The organism is Bradyrhizobium sp. USDA 3311, from assembly GCF_054062495.1.
The window spans coordinates 2,071,783-2,093,185 of record NZ_JBSSFI010000001.1; the positions used below are offsets into that span (position 1 = coordinate 2,071,783).

The 21,403-nt window shown below is 66.0% G+C and carries 22 protein-coding genes and 1 tRNA gene; 13 read left to right on the plus strand and 10 right to left on the minus strand.

Annotation, left to right across the window (positions count from 1 at the left end; translation table 11 throughout):
* Positions 1–28: 28 nt before the first annotated feature.
* Both ACVWW6_RS09740 and ACVWW6_RS09745 read right to left on the minus strand, forming a co-directional pair.
* Positions 29–1,420, minus strand: coding sequence for a M48 family metalloprotease (locus ACVWW6_RS09740; protein ID WP_271556234.1), 1,392 nt, complete (start codon positions 1,418–1,420; stop codon positions 29–31).
* A 133-nt stretch (positions 1,421–1,553) separates the two neighbouring features.
* Positions 1,554–2,354, minus strand: coding sequence for a thermonuclease family protein (locus ACVWW6_RS09745; RefSeq protein ID WP_456680614.1), 801 nt, complete (start codon positions 2,352–2,354; stop codon positions 1,554–1,556).
* 288 nt (positions 2,355–2,642) lie between these two features.
* Between ACVWW6_RS09745 and ACVWW6_RS09750 the strand changes: the two genes are divergently transcribed.
* The 4 genes from ACVWW6_RS09750 (at position 2,643) to ACVWW6_RS09765 (ending at position 7,901) form a co-directional block, all read left to right on the plus strand.
* On the plus strand, positions 2,643–3,848 hold the full coding sequence (locus ACVWW6_RS09750) for an ABC transporter substrate-binding protein (RefSeq protein WP_456680615.1): 1,206 nt from the start codon (positions 2,643–2,645) through the stop codon (positions 3,846–3,848).
* Positions 3,849–4,002: 154 nt separating this feature from the next.
* Positions 4,003–4,794 carry an enoyl-CoA hydratase gene (locus tag ACVWW6_RS09755; RefSeq protein ID WP_011082975.1) on the plus strand — a complete coding sequence of 264 codons (792 nt, stop codon included), beginning with the start codon at positions 4,003–4,005 and terminating at the stop codon, positions 4,792–4,794.
* A 2-nt stretch (positions 4,795–4,796) separates the two neighbouring features.
* Positions 4,797–5,546: a hypothetical protein gene (locus ACVWW6_RS09760; protein WP_456683142.1), complete on the plus strand. Its 750-nt coding sequence runs from the start codon at positions 4,797–4,799 to the stop codon at positions 5,544–5,546.
* A gap of 240 nt (positions 5,547–5,786) precedes the next feature.
* Entirely contained in the window at positions 5,787–7,901 is a 2,115-nt protein-coding gene (locus ACVWW6_RS09765) for an acetate--CoA ligase family protein (RefSeq protein WP_456680616.1), read from the plus strand.
* Between the two features lie 199 nt (positions 7,902–8,100).
* Here ACVWW6_RS09765 and ACVWW6_RS09770 read toward each other — a convergent pair whose 3' ends face one another.
* The 3 genes from ACVWW6_RS09770 to ACVWW6_RS09780 are packed head-to-tail and all read right to left on the minus strand — an operon-like array spanning position 8,101 to position 11,172.
* Complete coding sequence (locus ACVWW6_RS09770) at positions 8,101–8,913, minus strand: enoyl-CoA hydratase/isomerase family protein (RefSeq protein ID WP_456680617.1); 813 nt, start codon at positions 8,911–8,913, stop codon at positions 8,101–8,103.
* A gap of 17 nt (positions 8,914–8,930) precedes the next feature.
* A complete protein-coding gene (locus tag ACVWW6_RS09775) occupies positions 8,931–10,091 on the minus strand; it encodes an acyl-CoA dehydrogenase family protein (RefSeq protein ID WP_456680618.1) in 1,161 nt (386 codons plus the stop codon).
* A 16-nt stretch (positions 10,092–10,107) separates the two neighbouring features.
* Entirely contained in the window at positions 10,108–11,172 is a 1,065-nt protein-coding gene (locus tag ACVWW6_RS09780; protein ID WP_028175141.1) for an acyl-CoA dehydrogenase family protein, read from the minus strand.
* Between the two features lie 260 nt (positions 11,173–11,432).
* Between ACVWW6_RS09780 and ACVWW6_RS09785 the strand changes: the two genes are divergently transcribed.
* Positions 11,433–12,218 (plus strand): SDR family NAD(P)-dependent oxidoreductase, encoded by a 786-nt coding sequence (locus tag ACVWW6_RS09785; protein WP_456680619.1) that lies wholly within the window; start codon positions 11,433–11,435, stop codon positions 12,216–12,218.
* A gap of 95 nt (positions 12,219–12,313) precedes the next feature.
* On the opposite strand, the gene ACVWW6_RS09790 is transcribed toward ACVWW6_RS09785, so the two are convergent.
* On the minus strand, positions 12,314–12,586 hold the full coding sequence (locus tag ACVWW6_RS09790; RefSeq protein ID WP_161532573.1) for a GlsB/YeaQ/YmgE family stress response membrane protein: 273 nt from the start codon (positions 12,584–12,586) through the stop codon (positions 12,314–12,316).
* Positions 12,587–12,627: 41 nt separating this feature from the next.
* Positions 12,628–13,221 carry a YidB family protein gene (locus ACVWW6_RS09795; protein WP_271556228.1) on the minus strand — a complete coding sequence of 198 codons (594 nt, stop codon included), beginning with the start codon at positions 13,219–13,221 and terminating at the stop codon, positions 12,628–12,630.
* A 186-nt stretch (positions 13,222–13,407) separates the two neighbouring features.
* Here ACVWW6_RS09795 and ACVWW6_RS09800 point away from each other — a divergent pair, with 186 nt between their 5' ends.
* Together ACVWW6_RS09800 and ACVWW6_RS09805 are read left to right on the plus strand one after the other, a co-directional pair.
* Positions 13,408–14,409 (plus strand): 2-dehydropantoate 2-reductase, encoded by a 1,002-nt coding sequence (locus ACVWW6_RS09800; RefSeq protein WP_011082966.1) that lies wholly within the window; start codon positions 13,408–13,410, stop codon positions 14,407–14,409.
* A gap of 36 nt (positions 14,410–14,445) precedes the next feature.
* Entirely contained in the window at positions 14,446–14,658 is a 213-nt protein-coding gene (locus ACVWW6_RS09805) for a hypothetical protein (protein WP_456680620.1), read from the plus strand.
* Between the two features lie 112 nt (positions 14,659–14,770).
* Here ACVWW6_RS09805 and ACVWW6_RS09810 read toward each other — a convergent pair whose 3' ends face one another.
* Positions 14,771–15,391, minus strand: coding sequence for a hypothetical protein (locus ACVWW6_RS09810; RefSeq protein ID WP_028175137.1), 621 nt, complete (start codon positions 15,389–15,391; stop codon positions 14,771–14,773).
* A 208-nt stretch (positions 15,392–15,599) separates the two neighbouring features.
* Between ACVWW6_RS09810 and ACVWW6_RS09815 the strand changes: the two genes are divergently transcribed.
* From ACVWW6_RS09815 to ACVWW6_RS09835, 5 genes are all read left to right on the plus strand, one after another.
* Complete coding sequence (locus ACVWW6_RS09815) at positions 15,600–16,628, plus strand: alpha/beta hydrolase (protein WP_456683143.1); 1,029 nt, start codon at positions 15,600–15,602, stop codon at positions 16,626–16,628.
* A gap of 96 nt (positions 16,629–16,724) precedes the next feature.
* Complete coding sequence (locus ACVWW6_RS09820) at positions 16,725–18,242, plus strand: AMP-binding protein (RefSeq protein WP_456680621.1); 1,518 nt, start codon at positions 16,725–16,727, stop codon at positions 18,240–18,242.
* 25 nt (positions 18,243–18,267) lie between these two features.
* Positions 18,268–18,906 (plus strand): RraA family protein, encoded by a 639-nt coding sequence (locus ACVWW6_RS09825; protein WP_404525336.1) that lies wholly within the window; start codon positions 18,268–18,270, stop codon positions 18,904–18,906.
* A gap of 26 nt (positions 18,907–18,932) precedes the next feature.
* Complete coding sequence (locus ACVWW6_RS09830; RefSeq protein WP_304549261.1) at positions 18,933–19,304, plus strand: cupin domain-containing protein; 372 nt, start codon at positions 18,933–18,935, stop codon at positions 19,302–19,304.
* Positions 19,305–19,350: 46 nt separating this feature from the next.
* Complete coding sequence (locus ACVWW6_RS09835) at positions 19,351–20,307, plus strand: tripartite tricarboxylate transporter substrate-binding protein (RefSeq protein ID WP_404525339.1); 957 nt, start codon at positions 19,351–19,353, stop codon at positions 20,305–20,307.
* A 57-nt stretch (positions 20,308–20,364) separates the two neighbouring features.
* Here ACVWW6_RS09835 and ACVWW6_RS09840 read toward each other — a convergent pair whose 3' ends face one another.
* Both ACVWW6_RS09840 and ACVWW6_RS09845 read right to left on the minus strand, forming a co-directional pair.
* Entirely contained in the window at positions 20,365–20,658 is a 294-nt protein-coding gene (locus tag ACVWW6_RS09840; protein ID WP_011082959.1) for a GYD domain-containing protein, read from the minus strand.
* 124 nt (positions 20,659–20,782) lie between these two features.
* Positions 20,783–21,136: a VOC family protein gene (locus tag ACVWW6_RS09845; protein WP_038966633.1), complete on the minus strand. Its 354-nt coding sequence runs from the start codon at positions 21,134–21,136 to the stop codon at positions 20,783–20,785.
* Between the two features lie 161 nt (positions 21,137–21,297).
* On the opposite strand from ACVWW6_RS09845, the gene ACVWW6_RS09850 reads away from it, so the two are divergent.
* Positions 21,298–21,374 (plus strand) — tRNA-Arg (locus ACVWW6_RS09850).
* The last annotated feature ends 29 nt before the right edge of the window (positions 21,375–21,403 follow it).

A 21,403-nucleotide genomic window follows, 5' to 3' on the forward strand; every position in this document is an offset into this window, starting at 1 on the left:
CCCGGGATGACGCGCGCTTCGCGCAGCGTCAATCCGCCACGACCTTCACGCGATCCCTCACCTTCACCTGCGCGTTGCGATCGAGGCCGTTGAGCACGCGGAAGCGCTCGGCGGGGTGATCGACGCCGGCCATGCGGTGGGAGAGCGATTCCACGGTGTCGCCGGGCTGCACGGTGATGACCTTGATGCGCAGCGGGCGGGCGGCCTGGATCTCGTCGAGGGTCAGGCGGCGGAACGAGTTGACGGTCTCGCGCGCATTGCGCTCGCTCTCGGTCGACTTCTGCCGTGCCGCGAAGATGAAGCGGTAGACGTCGCTGCCGAAACGCAGCGCATAGACCTTGAACTGCCACTGGTCGCCCTTGGCGGTGGCGGACGCGGCCGGGAAGCCGTTGATGGTGATGTCTTCCGTGGACGCCTTCTCGACGCCTTCCATCCAGCCCGAATTGAGGTAATCGCCGAGCGACTGCTCGGCCGGCACCCGCACCACGTCGAAGCGCATCGCCTGCGAGCCGCCGTCGCGCACGCCGATCACCGCCTGCGCGGTGTTGTCGAGCGTGAAATTGTCCGGCGCCTGGAAGGTGAAGCCGAGCTTCGGATGCAGGAAACGCCGGCCGCGGACAAAACCCTCGCTCGGGTCTTCGCCATAGACGAGGTTGTCGATCGCGGCGAGATAGCTCTCGCGGTCGCGCTCGCCTCCTTCCGGAGCGACGTATTGCCGCGCGATGGTCTGCGCGTTCTGCACACGCTCCGGGGTTGCCGGATGCGACGAGGTGAAGTCCTGCGCGCGCGGATCGAGCGAGGTCTTGCCGGCCTTGAGCTCGGCATTGCGCTCCATCGCGGAAAGGAAGCGCGCGGCACCGTAGGGATCGAAATGCGCCTTGGCGGAGATGCCGACGCCGATGCCGTCCGCCTCGAACTCCTGGTTGCGCGAAAAGCTCGCCATGGTGAGCTTGGTCTTGGCCAGCGCGAGCGCGGTGAGATCGGGATCGTTGCTCATGTCGGTGACGACACGGGTGACGATCGCGGCCTGGCGCGCCTGGTCCTCGCGCATCGCGGCGTGCTTGGACAGCACATGCGCCATCTCGTGGCTGAGCACGGAGGACAACTCCGACGTATCGCTCGCGAGCGCAAGAAGACCGCGCGTGACATAGAGCTGGCCGTTCGGCAGCGCGAAGGCGTTGACCGCGCCGGAATTGAGAATGGTGACCCGGTAGCCCTGGTCGGGGCGGTCGGAGGCGGCGACGAGCCGGTCGACGGTCTTGGTGACCAGCGATTCGAGCCTCGGGTCGTCATAGGTGCCGCCATAGCTCGCCAGGATGCGCTCGTGCTCCTTTTCGGTGGCGGGGGTCTGCGCGACGGCTGGCTTCGGCTTGGGCATCGCGACCGTCGGCGGGGCCGCCGCGGCCTGGAACCGGTTCATGTCGCCACAACCGGCGAGCGCCGTGCCCAGCAAAAGGCATAGCACGGCCGGCGCAGCCCGAAGGCGGCGGCCTTCACCCGTCCAGTGCTGTTCTAGCACCCCATTCACGTCGCTTAACCCGTGCCCGGCCCGTTTAAGGCCTTACCCCTGCCGGCTCGTTTGCACCCAGCAACTCGACCTGTCCAACGAGGCGCACATCGATACGCGGCCCCGTATTCCCCTCAACCCAGCCCCGGACTCGAATACGTCGATTTTCCAGGGACTTAAGGGCTAGCCCGGCGGTTTCGAACGCCGGTAACGCGCGCCTTGAAATAGTCACGGCAAAGCCGCGTGTCCAGTTCCGTCCGAAGTTGAGGTAGGTCATTGCCCCAGCTTGCCGGACCGACGGGACTTTGCCCTCGACCACCACAAAACGCCCGATCCCGGCCAAAATATCGTCCGGACTTTCCGCGTTTTTTATGGCCGACGGGTCAGCCCAGTTGCCCTTTTTTTGGCGCCGCGCCTCGGCCTCGGACGACATCAGGGCGGCCGCGCAGTCCCCGTCGGCGATCTCGGCGGAGACGATGGCGTCGCCCTGGGCCAGCAGCATCGCCTGCACCGGGGTGTCGCTTTCGCCGATGAAGATCAACCCGCCCTGGCGCCCATAGCGGTCGGGCGTGTCGTCGGCGCTCCGCAGCGTCACGTCGCGGCCGACGAGCAGCGAAGCCAGCGCCTGCTTCGTCGTTGCGGTCGGCTCGATTCCGGTAAGGCGGATCTCGCGGCCGTCGTCCAGACGCACGCTGCGCGCATCGACGATCGCGGCGACGCGGCCATCGCCCTGCGACTCGAACTGGCACGGCGCCGCGAACGCAGTGCGACCCGCGACGAGAAGAAGTGCGACGATGAGGTGAAGCAGTCGCGTCACGTTGCCCGGAGAGATTGCGTTACGCTTCACTCTTAACTCAGACGAGGCCAACGACGAAGTGCTTCGATCCGATCCAGTGGCCGTGTGACGCTCAGCCATTGCCTCACATGCGTCGCTGCGCTCGCAATGACGGTGCGGAAACGTCGTGCGTCATTCCACCATTCCGCTTTGCGGAAAACGCGTGACGATCGCGCGACCTGCACGCCCCTCGCGCTTGCTGCCCCCTCGCGCATGCGGCATGATTGCGGCAATAGCGATAACCAAGAGCAATAACCAAGCCGCCATCAGAGTACGGCGCGATAAGGGAGGTCTTTTTCGATGACGAGAATTTTGCCGGGCATTTTTGCCGCCGCGTTGGCCCTGAGTGCGAGCGCCGTGCAGGCCGAGGACAAGCCGCCCCTGAAGATCGGCGGCATCCTCGATATGTCGAGCCTCTATGCCGACATCACCGGTCCCGGCAGCGAGACCGCAGCCAAGATGGCCGCTGAGGATTTTGGCGGCGAGGCGCTGGGACGCAAGATCCAGGTGCTGGCGGCCGACCATCTCAACAAGGCGGATCTCTCCGCCAACATCGCCCGCGACATGCTCGACAACCAGGGCGTCGAGATGATCTACGACGTCGCGGCCTCCGCGACCGCGCTTGCGGCGGGCGAGATCGCGAAGGCGCGCAACAAGATCATCATGTTCAACGGCCCGGGCTCGATCCGTCTCACCAACGAGGCCTGCGGTCCCTACACCGTGCACTACGTGTTCGACACCTACGGCCAGGCCAACGTGACCGGCCTTGCAGCCGTGAAGTCGGGCCTCGACACCTGGTTCTTCCTCACCGCCGACTACGCCTTCGGCCAGGATCTGGAGAAGGACACCAGCGCCGTCGTCACCAAGACCGGCGGCAAGGTGCTCGGCGGCGTGCGCCATCCGCTCAACACGTCGGACTTCTCATCCTTCCTGCTCCAGGCGCAGGCTTCCAAGGCCAAGGTGATCGGCCTCGCCAACGCCGGCGGCGACACCGTCAATGCCATCAAGCAGGCGGCCGAGTTCGGCATCACCAAGGGCGGCCAGAAGGTCTCGCCGCTATTGGCCTTCGTGACCGATATCGATTCGATCGGACTGGAGACCGCGCAAGGCCTGCTGCTGGCGGAAGCCTTCTACTGGGACCTCAACGACGACACGCGTGCATTCTCCAAGCGCTTCACCGAGCGCATGAAGCGGCCGCCGACCTCGGCGCAGGCCGGCGTCTACTCCTCCGTGACGCATTACCTGAAAGCCGTGAAGGCGGCGGGCACGACGGATGCGGCTGCGGTGATCAAGGTGATGAAGGAGACGCCGATCAACGATTTCTTCGCCAAGGGTGGCAAGATCCGCGAGGACGGCCGCATGATCCACGACATGTACCTGTTCGAGGTGAAGAAGCCGTCGGAATCCAAGGGCCGCTGGGACGACTACAAGCTGCTCGCCACCGTGCCCGGCAGCGAAGCGTTCCAGTCGCTGGAGCAGTCGCGCTGCCCGCTGGTGAAGAAGTGACGGCGTGACGTAAGTCATGACGTCATCCCGGGGCGCGAAGCGAACCCGGGATCTCGAGGTTCCGGGTTCTCGCTTCGCGAGCCCCGGAACGACAATCTAACGGTCGGCGCGCCCCGGAATGACGAAACAACAAACAACAAGAGGGAGACGTCCCATGAGCAACGACATGGTCCTGCAAAAGCTCGAAGGCGGGCTTCTCACCATCACGATGAATCGCCCCGAACGGAAGAACGCGCTCAACCCGGACATGGTGCGCGGGCTGGTCGAGGCGGCGCGGCGCGCGGCTGACGATCCGGAGGTGCGCGCGGTGCTGTTCAAGGGCGCCGGGGGCTCGTTCTGTGTCGGCGGTGACGTCAAGTCGATGGCCGAGGGTCGCGCGCCGCTGCCGTTCGAGCAGAAGCTTGCGAATCTGCGCCGCGGCATGGAAGTCTCGCGCATCCTGCACCAGATGCCGAAACCCGTGGTGGCACAGCTCGACGGCGCCGCGGCCGGTGCCGGCCTCTCGATGGCGCTGTCCTGCGATCTGCGCATCGCCTCTGAATCCTGCAAGATCACCACCGCCTTCGCCAAGGTCGGCTTCTCCGGCGATTACGGCGGCACCTATTTCCTGACCCAGCTGCTGGGCAGCGCGCGGGCGCGCGAGCTCTATCTGATGTCGCCGGTGCTCACCGCGAAGGAGGCGCAGGCCATCGGCATGGTGACGAAGGTCGTGCCCGACGCCGAGATCGACACTGCGGCCCACGAGCTCGCGCTGTCGCTGGCGCAGGGCCCCTCGATCGCGCTCGGCTTCATCAAGCGCAACATCAACAATGCCGAGCATCTGGCGCTGGAGGACTGCTTCGACGGCGAGGCGATCCACCACACCCGCTGCGGCGACACCGAGGACCACAAGGAGGCCGCAAAGGCCTTCGTCGAGAAGCGCAAGCCGACCTTCAAGGGCGCATGACCATGGCGCCCTATGTGCGCTTGCGACAGATCTGCCTGGTCGCGCCGCAGCTCGCGCCCGTGATCTCCGACATCGCGGAGATCATGGGCCTCGCCGTCTGCTACCGCGACGGCAATGTCGCAAAATACGGCCTGGAGAACGCCCTGCTCCCGGTCGACACGATCCTGCTGGAGGTGGTCGCACCCTTCAAGGACGGCACCACCGCCGGCCGCTTCATCGAGAAGACCGGCGGCCGCGGCGGCTACATGGCGATCTTCTGCTGCAACGATCCGGACGAGCGCGGCCGCAACGCCAACGCGCTCGGCGTGCGTACGGCGAACGTGATCGACCACGCGCCGTATCACGGCGTGCAGCTCCATCCGCGCGACTGCCGCGCGGCCTTCATCGAGTTCAACCACACCAAAGGCAGCGACGACATTCTGGGGCCGTATCCGCCGGCGGGACCGGACTGGCAGAAATTCATCCGCAAGGATGTGACGCAGGCGCTGACAGCGGTGGAGATGCAGAGCCCGGATCCAGCGGGGCTGGCGGAGCACTGGGGCGGGATCATCGGGGTTGCGCCAAGCGATGCCGAGCTGAGGCTGCCCAACGCAACTTTTCGTTTCGTGAAGGGGCGTAGCGAGATCATGAGCGCGCTCGAGTTCCGGGTCGCTGATGTCGCGAGTGTGCTGCACGCGGCGAGGGCGAAAGGCCACGCGGTGGCTGGCAACGAGTTCTTGCTGGGCGGAGTGACGTTCCGGCTCAATGCGTGAGCTCTCGCCTTCGTAGCTCTCAAACCGTCATCCTGAGGTGCGAGCTGTACGGTGCGCAGCGCCGTGCAGGGAGCCTCGAAGGATGAACGGCCACCGGCCGGGCCGCTCATCCTTCGAGGCTCGCCCAGCGGCGCAGTTTGCGCCGCTGATCTCGCGCCTCCAGCGACAACGGCTTCGCCGTTGCGCGGGGATGACGGTTTGAGAGAGTGCACGGCTCCACGAAAAAGGACTCGCCTCCCAATGCCGCATCCGCTCGACAGCTTCTTTTCGCCTGCCAGCATCGCGCTGATCGGCGCCTCGCGCGATCATGAGAAGATTCCCGGGCGGCTGCTCGCGATGCTGCGCAAGAACGAGTATCCCGGAAAGATCTATCCGGTGAACCCGAACTGCGCCGAGATCGACGGGCTCGCCTGCTACAAGTCGATCGCGGAGATCGGTGCGCCGATCGATCTCGCCGTCGTCATCATTCCCGCCCGTGCCGTGCTGCCTGCGCTCGAGCAATGCGCCGTCGCCGGCGTCAAGAACGCCGTCATCATCTCCTCCGGCTTTGCGGAGGAGGGCGGCGACAGTGCGGCGATGCAGGATGCGATCGCGGCGCTGGCCAAGCGCACGGGCATGCGGATCTCCGGCCCCAACGCGGAGGGCTTCTTCAGCCAGATGCAGCGCGTGGCGGCGACGTTCAGCCCGGCCGTGGACGTCAAGCCGGGTGTGGTGCCGCTCATCGCCACGCAAAGACGGATCGGCATCGTCGCGCAGAGCGGCGGCATCGGCTTTGCCTATTATCACCGCGCCCGGGCGCTCGGTGTCGCCGTGAGCTACGTCGTCAGCGCCGGCAACGAATCCGATCTCGGCGCCGGCGAATTCCTCGATTACCTGGTGCAGGATTCCTCGACCGACGTGATCCTGCTGTTCATCGAAGGCATCCGCGACGTTGACAAGTTTCTCGCGGCGGCGCGCCGCGCCGCGGAGGTGAAGAAGCCCGTCATCGTCACGAAAGTCGGCCGCTCCGGCGCAGGCCAGCGCGCCGCGGCCTCGCATACCGCGAGCATGGCCGGCTGGTCGGCGGCGTATGACGCGGTGTTCGCGAAATACGGCTTCATCGTCTCCAACGATCTCGACGAGGCGCTGACGATTGCCGCCGTGCTGGCGAGCAACCCGTTGCCGAAGGGCGATCGCGTTGCGGTGGTCACGGTCTCCGGCGGCGCCGGCATCTGGGGCGCGGATGCGGTGGCGCTGCGGGGCTTGCAGGTGCCGGAATTGTCCGAACCGGTCCAGGCGGAGATCAAGACGCTGATGCCGTCCTACGGCACCGCGCGCAATCCGATCGACGTCACCGCGCAGGGCGTCACGTCGGGCGGTCTCCAGAAGAGCGTCGATCTGCTCACGGCCTCGGACGAGGTCGACGCGATCCTGGTCGTGCTGTCGCTGTCGAGCGAGATGCGCAAGCCCTTCAGGGAGGAGGAGCTGACGCCGGTGTTGGCGGCGCAGCACAAGCCGGTGCTGTTCTATTCCTACACGGTGCCGTCCGACTTCGCACGGCGCGAGCTTGCCAAATCCGGCGTCGTCGTGCTCTCCGGCCTGTCCCATGCCGGCGTCGCGATGCGGCAACTCGTGGATTACGCCCGTTTCGAGCTACCGAAGCCCGCGGACGAGGCGCGGTTGCCGTCGCGCGATCTCTCCGCGTATCTGACCTCGCCGGTTCTGTCGGAGGTCGACAGCAAGGCGTTGCTGCGCGCCGCCGGCATCGCGCTGCCGGACGAAGTGCTGGTGAAGGACAAGGCCGGGCTCGATGAAGCGGTCGCCCGCGTCGGCTTCCCGCTGGTGATGAAGATCCAGTCGCCCGACATCGCGCACAAGAGCGAGATCGGCGGCGTGCGCGTCAACATCGCCGCCAAGGGCGAGGTGTTTCTGGCGTTCGAGGCGCTGCTGGGCAATGCGCGCAAGCATCGGCCGGAGGCTGTGATCCAGGGCGTGCTGGTCGGTCCGATGGCGAAGCAGGGTGTCGAGATCATAGTCGGCACGATGACGGACGAGACCTTTGGCCCGATGGTGATGGTGGGTCTCGGTGGGATCACTACCGAGCTGTTCCGTGACGTCGTCTATCGCCCGGCGCCCGTGAGTGCGGAGGAGGCGGGGGCGATGCTCAAGGGTTTGAAGGCGGCGCCGCTCTTGAACGGCTTTCGCGGAGCGGCGAAGGCCGACGTTGCGGCGCTATCGCAATTGATCGCGGACGTCTCCGTGCTCGCCGCGCGGCATGCGAGGGACATCGCGGAGATCGAGCTCAACCCGGTGCTGGTGCACGCCGAAGGGCAGGGCGTGACGATCGTGGACGCGCTGGTGGTGGGGCGGAAGTAGCGAACCGCAAACACCGCTGTCGTCCCGGACAAGCGAAGCGCAGATCCGGGACCCATAACCACAGGGAGTGGTTTGGCGAAGACTCGTGGTTTCCTGCTTCGCTCCACAACTTCTCCCTGGGGTTATGGGTCCCGGCCTTCGCCGGGACGACAGGGGAAGTTGTGGAGGCGCGTGAATGATACGGCGAAAGGCAGCCCGCTCACCGTCCCCTGAAATTCGCCGCGCGCCGTTCTTCCGTCGCCTTGACGCCTTCCTTGAAATCTTCCGTCGCGCGCAGGCGGGTCTGCTCGGCGAGTTCGTGGTTGGTGGCGGCCATGACGCGGTCGGCGAGGCTGGCGCGCATCGTCGCGCGCGTCGACAGCAAGCCGAGCGGAGAGCACTCGGCGATTTCGCCGGCGAGCTTCAGCGCGGCCGACTTCACCTGGTCCTGCGGCACCAGCTCGTTGGCGAGGCCCCATTTGACCGCTTCTTCGCCGGTGACGCGGCGGCTGGTGTAGAACATCAGCTCGGCGTTGTTCTTGCCGATCAGCTCCGGCAGCGTCACGGTCAGGCCGAAGCCGGGGTGGAAGCCGAGTTTTGTAAAGTTCGCGGAGAAGCGCGCTTCGGGGCAGGTGACGCGGAAGTCCGCGGACACCGCAAGGCCCAGGCCGCCGCCGATCGCCGCGCCCTGCACGGCGGCGACGATCGGCTTCTTAGCGCGGAAGATGCGCACGGCCTGGATGTAGAGATGGCTGATCGGGCCAAGGTTGTCGGCCGGGTCGCCCTTCTTCTCGGCCGCGCGCGCTTCCTGGGCTTGTCGCGCAGGGTCGCCAAAATTGGCGCCGGCGCAGAACGCCTTGCCCTGCGCCGAGAGCACCGAGGCGCGGATCTCGATGTCGCGGTCGAACTCGTCGAGCGCGTCCGCGATCTGGTTGATCAGCGAGATGTCGAAGAAGTTCAGCGGCGGACGGCGGATCTCGATGGTGCCGACGTGCCCGACCTTCTCGACGCCGATATCTGTATAGGTGCTCATGATGGTCCTCGATTGAATTAGCGCAAGCCAAGTCCGCGCGCGATGATACCGCGGAGCACCTCGGTGGTGCCGCCCTGGATGGTGAGTTTCGGTGCGGTCTTGATGGCGAAGTCGAGCTGCCGCTCCAGCGTCTCGCGGTTGGTCGCGGTCTCCTCGACGAAGGCGGCGAGATCGCGCACGCGATGCGGAAGCTGCTGCTCCCAGACCGTGCCGATGTCCTTGACGATGGAGGCTTCCACCACCGGCTCCTTGCCGGCTTGCAGCATGCCGGCGACGGAGACCGACATGCGCCGCATGGTGTGAAGCTGTGCCACCAGCCGGCCGATGCCTTCGGCGCTGCGCGTGTCCGGATCGGGACCGACCGCGCGGACCAGCTCGGTGAGCACATAGTACGTTTCCAGGAAGCGCTCGGGGCCCGAACGTTCGTAGGCAAGCTCGCTCGTCGCCTGCTTCCAGGCGCCGTCGACCTCGCCGAGCACGTGATCGTCAGGGACGAAGAAGTCGGTGAAGACGACCTCGTTGAACTCGTACTGGCCGGTGATCTGGCCGATCGGGTTCACCTGGATGCCCGGCTGCTTCATCTTGACCAAAAACTGCGTCAGGCCGTGACGACGGTTCTCCTTGGTCGGCGGCGACGTCCGGAAGATCGCGATCATGTAGTCGGCGATATGCGCCGACGAGGTCCAGATCTTGGTGCCGTTGATGAGATAGCCGCCGTCGGTCTTGGTCGCGCGGGTCTTCGCCGCGAACAGGTCCGAGCCGGAATTCGGCTCGCTCATGCCGATCGCAAAGCAGACCTCGCCGCGGCAGATGCGCGGCAAGATCTCCATCTTGATGTGTTCAGGGGCGTATTTCAGCAGCACCGGCCCGCTCTGGCGGTCGGCGACGAAGAAGCGTCGCGTCGGCGCATTCGCCACGCGCATCTCCTCGGTCACCACGTAGCGTTCGAGGAACGAGCGCTCCTGGCCGCCATATTTCTTCGGCCAGGTCATGCCCAGCCAGCCCTTGGCGCCGACCCGGCGGGAAAATTCCGGCGCGTCGGTGTCTTCGCGGTTGGGCTTGTGCGGATCGAAAGTGCCGGCGGCGATCTCCTCGGCGAGGAACGCGCGCACTTCCTTGCGCAATTGCTCGCACTTCTCGGGCAGGCGGATCGGATCGAAACGGAGGGCAGCGGTCATGTGTTTCGTCTCCCGATCAACGCGAAGCTACGAGCGGCCACAGTTCGTCGGCGCCGCGCCTTGCGACCAGCTTGCCGAGCTCGACGGCCCAGTGGCTTTCCGAACCGAAATCGTCGCGCCAGGCCAGCGCCCGCAGCGAATAGCGGTGCAGGATGTGCTCCATGGTGAAGCCGATCGCGCCATGGACCTGGTGCGCGATGGCGCCGCCTTTTTCGGCGGCTTCCGCGCAACGGATCTTTGCCGAGGCGGCCTCCAGGTAGACCTCGTCGTTGAACGACGTTGCGTTTGCAATGGCATCGGCCGCGGACGTTGCGGCCGCGAGCGCTGCGGCGGATTCGCCGGCAAGCCGCGCGAGATTGTGCTGCACGGCCTGGAATTTCGAGATCTTCTTCTCGAAGGCGACGCGCTCGTTGGAGTAGCGCACGGAGATGTCGAGCATCGCTTCCAGCGCGCCCGCGATCTGGAGGCTGCGCGCGACGCCGCCCATCAGCATCAGGGCGGTCTGGTCAAAGCCCTTCGGCGCCGGCTTGATGGTGATTGGCTGGGCCTTGTCGAGCGTGACGGTGTCGCTGTGGTCGTAGCCGACATTAAGGCCGGATTCGATCCGGCCCTTGCTGGCATCGACCAGTGCGATCACGGCGCCGTCCTTGCCATGCGCCAGCACGGCAAAATGTTTCGCGGCCTTGGCAAAGGGCACGCCGCGGGCCCGGCCGGAGAGCGCGCCGTCGGCATCGAGCGTGACGCGATCCTTCGGGCTCGCCGGGACGACCGTCATCTCGCCTTCGGGCGAGGCGATCCTGGCCTGCGCGAGCAGCCAGCCCGCCAACATGGTCTCGGCGAGGGGAACCGCGACCGCGAAGCGGCCGGCCGCGTTGAGCAGCGCAAAACCGTCGGCAAGGCTTGCGCCGGAGCCGCCGAGATCGTCCGGCACCCAGGACAGCGGCAGTCCGGCCTCGCTCAGCGCCTGCCATAGCGGCGCCTGCCAGGAATCCTTCTTGTCGTTGTTGATGGTCTGCGGGTCGGCGAGATCGGCGAAGATTTTTTCCGCGGTCTCGACGACGATATTGTCACTCTCCGCCACAGCGTTCCCCGTGCTTTGCCATTGGCGCGTCCCGCCAAGTCAAGCCGGCGCGCGGTCTCTTCTTGCGCCCGATGATCTGAAAAAGCCATGGCCCTGACAAGCGTTGATCGCAAGCCCATCTGCGGCACCGGCATGGGCGCGAGAACCGATCTGGACTAATTCCGCTTAGCGGAGTTTGCTCGATTTGCAGGGTGCGGCAAACTCGCTAAACAGGGCCAGCGACCCAAGGCTTGCATCAGATACAGGGGAAGGAAATCCGGATGGCCAAAGACAGCTTATGCGCAATCGTGACGGGGTCCGCATCCGGACTTGGCGCAGCGACCGCGGAAATTCTCGCACGGAGCGGGGCGCGGCTCGTCATCAACTATTCGTCGAGCCAGAAGGAAGCCGAGGCCACGGCAGAGCTCTGCCGCAACGCGGGCGCTGCGGAAGTCCTGGTCGCCCAGGGCGACGTTTCCAAGGATGAGGATTGCCGCAAGATCGTTGCGGCAGCCAGCGGCTGGGGCCGGCTCGACGTGCTCGTCAACAATGCCGGCACCACCAAGCATGTCGCCCATGCCGATCTCGACGGATTGTCGGCGGAAGATTTCCAGCGCCTTTACGGCGTCAACACCATCGGCCCGTTCCAGATGGTGCGCGCGGCGCGCAGCCTGCTGGAAGCCGGCGCGAAGGCGTCGGGGCGGCCGTCGGCGGTCGTCAATGTGTCGTCGGTCGCCGGCATCAGCGGCGTCGGCTCGTCGATCGCCTATGCCGCGAGCAAGGGCGCGCTGAACACGATGACGCTGTCGCTGTCGCGCGCGCTGGCGCCGCTGATCCGCGTCAACACGGTATGCCCCGGCTATATCGACACGCCCTGGTTCACCAAGGGCCGCGGCGAGGCCGGCGCAAAGCAGGTGCGCGACAGCGTGGTGGCGAAGGTGCCGCTGAAGGTCGCGTCAACCGCCGAGGACATCGCGCAGCTCGTCTGCTTTCTGGCGATGCCGGCCTCCAGCAACATGACTGGCGAGGTCGTGCGCATGGACGCGGGCATGCATTTGATTACGTGACTCTGCACAACGTCATTCCGGGGCGATGCGTTAGCATCGAACCCGGAATCTCGAGATTCCGGGTTCGCGCGTTGCGCGCCCCGGCATGACGGTGGCTACCCCTTGATCACGCCGCTCGCCACCAGCCGGTGCCATATGAACAGCACCACCACCGCGCCGATCGTGGCCATGATGAAGCCGGCGCCCTGGTCCGCGCCGTAATGCCCGATCGCCTGGCCGACGAACGTCGCCAGAAACGCACCGGCGATGCCGAGGATGGTGGTGAGGATGAAGCCGCTCGGATTGTTCGGCCCCGGCGCGAGCCAGCGCGCGATGAGACCGGCGATGAAGCCGACGACGATGATCCACAACAGGCCGCCCATGCTCATGACAATGCTCCCCTTCCCGAGAACGCGCAGATCAATCTTGACTAAATTCTGCCCGAGAGTTCGTTCTCGGTCGGCAGCCGTCCATCCGGCGTCAGGTGGTCGATCACCTGCGGCAGATATTGGCTGAGGCCGGAGAGCAGCTCCTCGCGCGACAGGCCGCTCTGGGCGGACAGGCTCTCGATCTGGTCCGCGCCGAGTGCGCTGGCGAGATCGCCGGGCGCGATCGGCTTGTTCTGGCCCTTGCCGACCCAGGAATTCGCGGTCTCACCGTGGCCGCCCTGCTGGAGCTGATTGAGGAGATCGCCGAGCCCGCCGCTCAGCACGGTGCCGGCCGCGCCGCCCGCGAGCAGGCCCCCGAGGCCGCCTTTGAGCAGATCGCCGAGACCGCCGCCGCTCCCTCCGGGAAGCGTGGCGTTGCCCGTATTGACAGGCGTCGGAGCCGGCAGCGGTGAGCGCTGCTGCGGGGCGGGCGCGTCGCCCGGCTGGCCTGCTGTCAGATGCTTGAATGCCTTCCAGGCGAGCAGGCCGAGCAGCGCCATGGTCATCGGCGACATGCCGCCGGAGGATGGTTGCTCGCCCGTGCGCGATCCGTGCGGGCCGTTCTGCATGCCGTTGAGGACGTCGAGTAGACCCATGGTGCTCTCCTTTGGCGTTCTCGTTCGGCGAGTTTGCCGTTCCCGTTCGGCGAGCGCTCGCCGCTGACAAGCCCCCCGGGGCGAAAACATATGGGGCTCTCATGACCGTTACAAGGCGGATGCGCCGTAGCCGCGAGACCCCCGGCTCTGCTATCGAAGGCCGGTCATTCAGGGAGTTGAGGTCAGGTGGTTGCGGATCGACCGATCGTGGTGGCCGGCGCGGGCGCCATCGGCTGTTTCGTCGGCGGCATGCTGGCGGCTGCCGGCCGTCGCGTCGCGCTGCTGGTGCGGCCGCGGGTGAAGACCGAGATCGAGCGGTTCGGCCTGCGGCTGACCGATTTCGACGGCTCCGAGAAGAAGCTCGGGGCCGGCCAGCTCGCGCTGTCGGAGGATCCCGCGATCTTCCATAGTGCCGGCATCGTGCTGGTGACCGTGAAGAGCGCCGACACCGCCGATGTCGCGGACCAGATCGCGCAGCACGCGCCGCAGGACGCTGTCATCGTCTCGCTTCAGAACGGCGTCGGCAATGTCGCGGTGCTGCGCGAGCGCCTCGGCGGCCGGCGCGTGCTCGCCGGCATGGTGCCGTTCAACGTGATCGCGATGGGCGAGGGGCGCTTCCACCGCTCGACTTCCGGCGACATCCATGTCGGAGAGGACGCCGAGAACACGGCCGCGGCGCTCTCGGTGCCCGGTCTGTCGATGCGCGCGAGCCGCGACATCACCGGCGTGCAATGGGGCAAGCTGATCATCAACCTGAACAACGCGCTCAGCGCATTGTCGGACATGCCGCTCGCCGCGCAACTGGCAAGCCGCAACTGGCGAAAACTGTTCGCCGAACAGATGGCAGAGGGGTTGGCTGCGATGAAGGCCGCCGGCATCAATCCGGTCTCCGCGACGCCGATCCCGCTGAACTGGACGCCGACATTGCTGAGATTGCCCGACATGATCTTCAACGCGATCCTGGGGCGGACCATGAAGATCGATCCCGAGGCGCGCTCTTCGATGTGGCAGGACCTGAAGCAGGGCCGCAAGACCGAGATCGACTATCTCCAGGGCGCGGTCATCGCGCTTGCCGAGCAGAGCAATGTCAATGTGCCGCTGATGCGCCGCATTGTTGCGCTGATCAAGGAAGCTGAAGTCGCCGGCAACGGCCCTCCCGGGCTGACGCCGCAGCAGATTCGCGGGTAGCGCCTGAGTGCATGCCGCGCGACCGGAGGAGTAACGATGAGGCGTTTCTTGATGATCGGATTCGCACTGGCCGTGCTCTGCGGCGCGTCCACGTTTGCGGAAGCCCGGCCGCCGACGGTCATGAACTCTCCCGGTTATGACAGGCGATTGCAGGAGAGCGGGTCGCAGTTGGGCAGTTCACCGGCGACAGCGCCGGCGGATGCGCCGGTGGTCAAACCGAAGCGCAGCAAGAAGAAGCAGCCGAACTGAGGATGTAGGGTGGGCAAAGCGAAGCGTGCCCACCATCTTCCTTCTTGCCGGAATGGTGGGCACGGGGCGCGAAGCGCGCGCCTTGGCCCACCCTATGGTCAGTGCGAGAAGCTCACCCCTTCTTCGCCGGCTTGCTCGGCGTCGGGCTGAACAGCTTCTTCAGATCGTTCAGGCTTTCTGACAGCCGCGGCCATTCGCAGGAGAACGAGCCCTTGGTGCAGGGCGCGCCCTTTGGTCTCGGGCCCACGGCCTGCTGCACCTTCGGCCGCTCGACCGGAACAGGCACGCGCTCGACGTCGGTCCGCAGCGCGACCTGCTGGAGCTGCTGCACCTGTTGTTCCTGCTGCTCGCGCTGCTGACGCGCGGTGGCCTGGGCCGCTTCATTGCTGCGGCGCTGACTGGCGAGATAGGCGGTGTAGGCTTCGTCGATCTTCTTCTGCTCTTCCGGCGTCGGGTTGGGACCTGCGATATCGAAGGTGCGGTCCTGGAGGAAGTCGTAATAGGAGTAGCCGCCGCCCGGCTTGCGGCGTCCGGCGAACTTGGCGTTGCAATCCGCAAGCGCCGACGTTTTCTCGGCCTTGGTCGTGGCCTTCTCGGCGGCATCAGCGCATTCCTCGAAGTCGACAGGCGCGCGCTTCCACCATTGCGCCTGGGCATGCGCGTGCGTCAGCAGAAAAAATCCTGCTGCAGCAACGAGAAGCGCCGCACGACGCGATGCAAACACGGACCACATTCTACGAGAGCATTCCTTGCAAAACTCAACCCGAACTGAGTCGGGCCAATTTTTGCCTCTTTATCGCCGGCTTGTCACCCATGGAACTCGGGAATTTCATGACTGCAATGCTGACATTTTTTGCTTGACGTGGCGCGGGAGTCACAGCCGTACGGCACGTCATGCGCTTAGAGTTCTATCCATTCGGAGGCGAAGGGGAATGTTCGTCATGAGAGCGCTGGCCTGTCTTGCCGCACTCGTCCTGGTGCTGATCTGCGGCCATGCCTTTGCAGCGGACGAAGATGCGCCCAACCGCAAGCCGGTGAAGGCGATCGGGGATGCACGGCTCTCGGTCGGCGGCCGGGGAACGCTGCGGCTCTACCTCTCCCGCGACTGGTCGATGCCGCAGCCCGCGATCTCGCGCGCCGTCATCGTGCTGCACGGACGCCTGCGCAACGCCGACGAATATTACATATCGGCCAACAACGCGCAGGCCGCGGCGGGCGACGACGGCAAGGCCGCACTGATGATCGTGCCGCAGTTTCTCGCCGAGATCGATATCGAAGCGCACAAGCTGACGGAGGACACGCTGCGCTGGTCGCTGGAGGGATGGGAGGGCGGCGATGCCGCGCTTGCGCCCAATCCGGTCTCCTCGTTCGAGGCGCTCGATGCGATCCTCGCAAGACTCGCCGACCGGCGCGTCTTCCCGAACCTGAAGCAGGTCGTGGTTGCCGGCCATTCCGGCGGCGGACAGGTCGTGCAACGCTATGCCATCGCCGGCAAGGGCGAGACGGCGCTGTCGCGCCAGCACATCGACGTCCGCTATGTCGTCGCCAACCCCTCGTCCTATGCCTATTTCAGCGCCGACCGGCCGGTGCCCGCAATTGCCGCGTCCTGTCCGGGCTACAACAACTGGAAATACGGCATGGGCGACCGGCCGCCCTATCTCGCCGACGCGACGCCGGCGGCGCTCGAGCAGCGCTATGTCGAGCGCGAGGTGATCTATCTGCTTGGCACGCTCGACACCAACCCGAAGCATTCCGCGCTGGACAAGAGCTGCATGGCGGAGGCGCAGGGGCCTTATCGTTACGCCCGCGGCCACGCTTACGTGGACGCGATGGCCAAGCGCGATCACGGTACGCCAAACCACCGGGTCTGGGACGTTTCCGGCGTCGGTCATGACGGCGACAAGATGCTGACCTCGAAATGCGGGCTCGCGGCCCTGTTCGATATTCCGGGCTGCGGTGCCGAGCGCTGACGCCGCTGCCTTGAAGCTCCGGCTCCGGCTGTTACACTTCGCACCGCGAGCGTCTCACCCCGAGGCGCCGCCAAGAAAACGAAGTGGAAACGCCTGATGCTGCTGCCCCTGTCCGACGTGCCGCGCTGGTACGCTGAGCGCAAACCCCAAGGCGCGATCGCCGTCCGCCACGGGCAGGATACGCTGACATGGGACGAGCTCGAGCGCGGCGCCAACCGGCGCGCGCGGGCATTTGTGGCCAAGGGCGTCAAGCCCGGCGATTTCGTCGCGATCGGTCTTCCCAACGGTAATGCATTCTTCGAGACCTCGTTTGCGATTTGGAAGTGCGGGGCGACACCGACCTCGCTGTCATGGCGGTTGCCGCGCGGCGAAGCCGCCGCGGTGCTCGACATCCTCAAGCCTGCGCTGGTGGTCGGCGGCGAGGCCGATTGGAACGCGCCGAACCGTCTGCCTGCGGATTTCGTGCCGGAAGGATTTTCGGACGAGCCGCTGACGCCGCCGGTGGCGCGCTACTGGAAGGCCATGACCTCAGGCGGCTCGACCGGCCGCCCGAAAGTGATCCTCGATCATCACCCGGCGGTGACCGACACCGTCGCCGCGCCGGCGCTCAACATCCCCTTCGGGGTCTCGCTGCTCAATCCCGGCCCGCTCTACCACAATGCGCCGTTCATCGTGTCGCACACCGCGCTGTTCGCCGGCGGCCAGCTCACCGGCCTCGTCAAGTTCGACGCCGAGGAGACGCTGCGGCTGATCGAACGCGAGCGCGTGCAGTGGGTCAATTTCGTACCGACCATGATGCACCGGATCTGGGCGCTGCCTGAGAACGTGCGCAACGCCTACGATGTGTCGAGCCTTCAGACCGTGTTTCACATGGCGGCTCCGATGCCGCCCTGGCTGAAGGAGAACTGGATCGCCTGGCTCGGGCCCGAGCGGGTCTGGGAGCTCTATGGCGGCACCGAGCGGCAAGGCTCCTGCATCATATCAGGCACGGAATGGCTGACCCACAAGGGCTCGGTCGGCAAGATCGGCGAGATGGCGCGCTTGCGCATCATCGGCGAGGACGGCAACGACGTCGCGCCGGGCGAGACCGGCGAGATCTATTTCCTCAACAATGACGGCAAGGACGCCACCTATCACTATCTCGGCGCCGAGCCGAAGCGGCGCGCCGACGGCTGGGAATCGCTCGGCGATATCGGCAGGCTGGATGCGGAAGGCTATCTCTATCTCGGCGACCGCCTCGCCGACATGGTGCTGCGCGGCGGCGCCAACATCTATCCGGCCGAAGTCGAGGCCGCCGTCTCCGCCTGCCCCGGCGTGCGCTCCTGCGTGGTGGTGGGATTGCCTGATCCGGAATTGGGCCAGCGCGTGCATGCCATCATCGAGCCGGAGCTGGATGCGGACGGCCAGGTTATCGCCGACGGCATGGCGGAATTCTTGAAGGACAGGCTCAGCCGCTACAAGCAGCCCGAGAGTTTCGAGATCGTCAGCGCCCCGCCGCGCGATGATTCCGGAAAAGTGCGCCGCACGCTGTTGCGCGACGAGCGCGCGGCGTGGATGAAGGAGGGGCGCGCCTTCCGGATCTGGCCGGCGAAGGCGAGGGCGCACGCCGAGTGAGAAAACTACGGAAGGATTTTGGGACATGATCATCACGATCGTAGCCAACAGCGTGCCGAAGCCGCCGGCCGACATCATCGAGGGCTTTCGAGGTGCGCCGACCTCCGTCATTTCAGACAACCTCGCCCGCTTGCCGGGCGCGGTGGGGCTGAAACCCTATCATCGCGGCGGCAAGCTGGTGGGCACGGCCTTCACGGTGCGCACCCGGCCCGGCGACAATCTCGCCATCCACCGCGCGCTCGATCTGGTCGGTCCCGGCGACGTCATCGTGGTCGATGGCGGCGGCGACGAGACCCGCGCGCTGGTCGGCGAGATCATGAAGAACATCGCGCAGTGGCGCAAAGCCGAAGGCTACGTCATCGACGGCGCGATCCGCGATGTCGCGGCGTTCGCGGCTGATGACTTCCCCTGCTATGCCCGCGCGGTGATCCATCGCGGCCCCTACAAGAACGGCCCCGGCGAGATCAATGTGCCTGTTACGGTCGGCGGCAGCGTGATCTCGCCCGGCGACATCGTGGTCGGCGACGAGGACGGCGTGGTGTCGTTTCCCGCGGCTGGTGCGGCCGCGTTGCTGGAAGCCGTGCGCGCCCAGGTCGCGCGCGAGGAGGAGACGCTGAAGGCGATCCGCGAGGGCCGCTATCAGGGCTCCTACGGCAAGTCCTGATCGGCGCGAACGAAGGGGAGGATGGCGTGAGCCAGAAGGAAGAGTTCCACAATCTCGACGACGCCAGCGACGGGCTGTTCCGCGAGCTTGCGGCGGGGGTCACCACGCGCATCTTCTCCGGCGAGCAGGCGATGCTGTCGGTGGTGACGCTGGCGCCGCATGCGAAAGGCACGCTGCACCACCATCCCGAGGAGCAATGGGGCGTGCTGCTCGACGGCTCCGCCATCCGCGTCCAAGGCGATGAGGAGATCCCCGTGAAGAAGGGCGACTTCTGGCGCACGCCGGGCAATGTGCCGCACACCATGCGCGCCGGCCCCGAGGGCGCCCGCGTGCTGGACATCTTCAGTCCACCGCGGCCAGAATACAGAAAACCCGGGTCGGGTTTCGGGACGACCTAAGCGCCAAAGAGCAAAAGCCGGGCGCGGAAACACAAGGGAGGGGACCATGACGATCACACGACGGGCGCTGCTGGCAGCGCCCGCAATCCTGGCGATGGCGCCCGCGGCGGCGCAGGCCGGCAAGATCACCCTGGTCGTGCCGTTTCCGCCGGGCGGCTCGACCGACGCGATGGCGCGGCTACTCCAGAGCAATCTGCAAACCAAGCTTGGCCGCATCGTCGTGGTCGAGAACAAGTCGGGCGCCGCCGGCGCGCTCGGCGCCGCGCAGGTCGCCAAGAGCCCGGCGGACGGCGCGACGTTCCTGGTCACCTTCGATTCCCACGCGGTGATCCCGTCGATCCTCGACAAGCCGCCGGTGGACGTCGAGCGCGAGCTGATGCCGGTGCTGCTGGTCGGTACCGCGCCTTACGTGATCGCGGCCGGCGCCGGCCGTCCCTACAAGAGCTTTGCCGACGTGGTGGCGGCCTGCAAGGCGACGCCCGGCGCGGTGAAATACGCCTCCGTCGGCATCGGCACGCTCGGCCATCTCGCCATGACCGTGCTCGGCAACAAGGCCGGGGTCGAGATCATGCACGTGCCCTATCGCGGCGGCGGCCCCGCGATGAACGACGTGCTCGGCGGCCATGTCGATCTGATCGCGGGATCGGCGGCGCTGGTCGCAGCCCAGCTCGGCTCCAACATGCTGCGTCCGATCCTGCAGCTCGGCCGCGAGCGGCTGCCGGCGCTGCCCGATACGCAGACCGCGATCGAGGCGGGCTTTCCGGACTTCGAGACGCTGGCCTGGTGGGGCATCTTCGCGCCCGCGGGCACGCCGCCTGAGATCGTCGCCGCCATGGCGACGGCGTCCAGGGAGATCCTGAGCGAACCCGCGACCGCAGCCCAGCTCAAGGAGACCCAGCACATGACGCTGCTGCTCGAGGACGGCGCCGCCTTCAAGACCTTCTTCGACAAGCAGGTCGCCTATTGGGGCAAGGTGGTGCGCGAGAACAATATCAGGGCATGAAAGGCCTATTCCCGGGATTGCCATCCCGGGTCCAGTGCGCTCGCGCGGGCTTGAGCGTCAGAGCATCTTGCCGACGATCTTTGTCATATCTGCCGCCGAAAACGCGCGCAGCGTTTCGGTGCGGACATTGCCGAGTGCGCTGAGACTAAGGCTAAGCGACATCGCGGCAGCCTCATCTGGAGCCTCGAGAACGGTTACAACGTCATATCGTCCCTGCGTCCAGACGATCTCTTTCACGGTCACTCCGAACGTCTTGGCCATCTCCTTGAAGGCGTCGGCCCGCTTCGGCGAGTCCTTGACGTTGCGGACTCCCTGATCCGTGAAGTTTCCCAGCACGACATAGGTTACCATGGTCGTCCTCCCTCGTTAGAACCCAGATACAATTCTCGCTTGAGGCAACCGCGCCGAGCTTGCCACGGCGGCTGAGAGAGCGCTACTTGCGCGTTGGGAACGTCAGCGGGTGTGACTTATTCGGTCAGGACAACGGACGCGCGAAACTGAGCTCGTGGCCGTCGGGGTCGGTGAGATGGAAGTAGCGCTCACCCCATTCCGCATCGCGAGGCGTGCTCGATGGCTGCCAACCGGCTGCGCGGGCGCGCTCGTAGGTCCCGTCGACATCGGCGACGTAGAAGATGACGCGCCCCCACCAGGACCAGTGCTTGTCGTCCGGTTGTGCGGTCAGGTTGAGATAGCCGGTCCCGGCGCGAAAGCTGGTGAATGCAGCGGCTTCGCCGCCATACAGGAGTTCGAACCCGAGCGAACGGTAGAAGTGCACGGCGCGCGCCATGTCATGGGTGCCGAGTGTGATGGCACTGATGCCCTCGATCATGGTGCCGGCTCCTGGACCCGGTTTTGGGCTGGGACACATGGTACACCCCTAACGCAGTTTGACGACCATCGGCGCGGCGCATCGCTGACCCCGTCTGGCGACTGGCGATCCCAATCCTGCTCTGCTAAGAGGGGTCGAAACCCGCCTCCCGCGGGTTCCGCGGTCCCGTAGCTCAGCCGGATAGAGCGGCGGTTTCCTAAACCGTAGGTCGGATGTTCGAGTCATCCCGGGATCGCCATTTTGTCATGGGCATTGGCCGCTATTTGG

Excerpts from the sequence above, each read along its gene's own strand:
- ACVWW6_RS09740 (WP_271556234.1), bottom strand. The coding sequence starts at position 1,420 with ATGAACCGGTTCCAGGCCGCGGCGGCCCCGCCGACGGTCGCGATGCCC.
- ACVWW6_RS09750 (WP_456680615.1), top strand. The coding sequence starts at position 2,643 with ATGACGAGAATTTTGCCGGGCATTTTTGCCGCCGCGTTGGCCCTGAGT.
- ACVWW6_RS09755 (WP_011082975.1), top strand. The coding sequence starts at position 4,003 with ATGAGCAACGACATGGTCCTGCAAAAGCTCGAAGGCGGGCTTCTCACC.
- ACVWW6_RS09760 (WP_456683142.1), top strand. The coding sequence starts at position 4,797 with ATGGCGCCCTATGTGCGCTTGCGACAGATCTGCCTGGTCGCGCCGCAG.
- ACVWW6_RS09765 (WP_456680616.1), top strand. The coding sequence starts at position 5,787 with ATGCCGCATCCGCTCGACAGCTTCTTTTCGCCTGCCAGCATCGCGCTG.
- ACVWW6_RS09770 (WP_456680617.1), bottom strand. The coding sequence starts at position 8,913 with ATGAGCACCTATACAGATATCGGCGTCGAGAAGGTCGGGCACGTCGGC.
- ACVWW6_RS09775 (WP_456680618.1), bottom strand. The coding sequence starts at position 10,091 with ATGACCGCTGCCCTCCGTTTCGATCCGATCCGCCTGCCCGAGAAGTGC.
- ACVWW6_RS09785 (WP_456680619.1), top strand. The coding sequence starts at position 11,433 with ATGGCCAAAGACAGCTTATGCGCAATCGTGACGGGGTCCGCATCCGGA.
- ACVWW6_RS09790 (WP_161532573.1), bottom strand. The coding sequence starts at position 12,586 with ATGAGCATGGGCGGCCTGTTGTGGATCATCGTCGTCGGCTTCATCGCC.
- ACVWW6_RS09795 (WP_271556228.1), bottom strand. The coding sequence starts at position 13,221 with ATGGGTCTACTCGACGTCCTCAACGGCATGCAGAACGGCCCGCACGGA.
- ACVWW6_RS09805 (WP_456680620.1), top strand. The coding sequence starts at position 14,446 with ATGAGGCGTTTCTTGATGATCGGATTCGCACTGGCCGTGCTCTGCGGC.
- ACVWW6_RS09810 (WP_028175137.1), bottom strand. The coding sequence starts at position 15,391 with ATGTGGTCCGTGTTTGCATCGCGTCGTGCGGCGCTTCTCGTTGCTGCA.
- ACVWW6_RS09815 (WP_456683143.1), top strand. The coding sequence starts at position 15,600 with ATGAGAGCGCTGGCCTGTCTTGCCGCACTCGTCCTGGTGCTGATCTGC.
- ACVWW6_RS09820 (WP_456680621.1), top strand. The coding sequence starts at position 16,725 with ATGCTGCTGCCCCTGTCCGACGTGCCGCGCTGGTACGCTGAGCGCAAA.
- ACVWW6_RS09825 (WP_404525336.1), top strand. The coding sequence starts at position 18,268 with ATGATCATCACGATCGTAGCCAACAGCGTGCCGAAGCCGCCGGCCGAC.
- ACVWW6_RS09835 (WP_404525339.1), top strand. The coding sequence starts at position 19,351 with ATGACGATCACACGACGGGCGCTGCTGGCAGCGCCCGCAATCCTGGCG.
- ACVWW6_RS09840 (WP_011082959.1), bottom strand. The coding sequence starts at position 20,658 with ATGGTAACCTATGTCGTGCTGGGAAACTTCACGGATCAGGGAGTCCGC.
- ACVWW6_RS09845 (WP_038966633.1), bottom strand. The coding sequence starts at position 21,136 with ATGATCGAGGGCATCAGTGCCATCACACTCGGCACCCATGACATGGCG.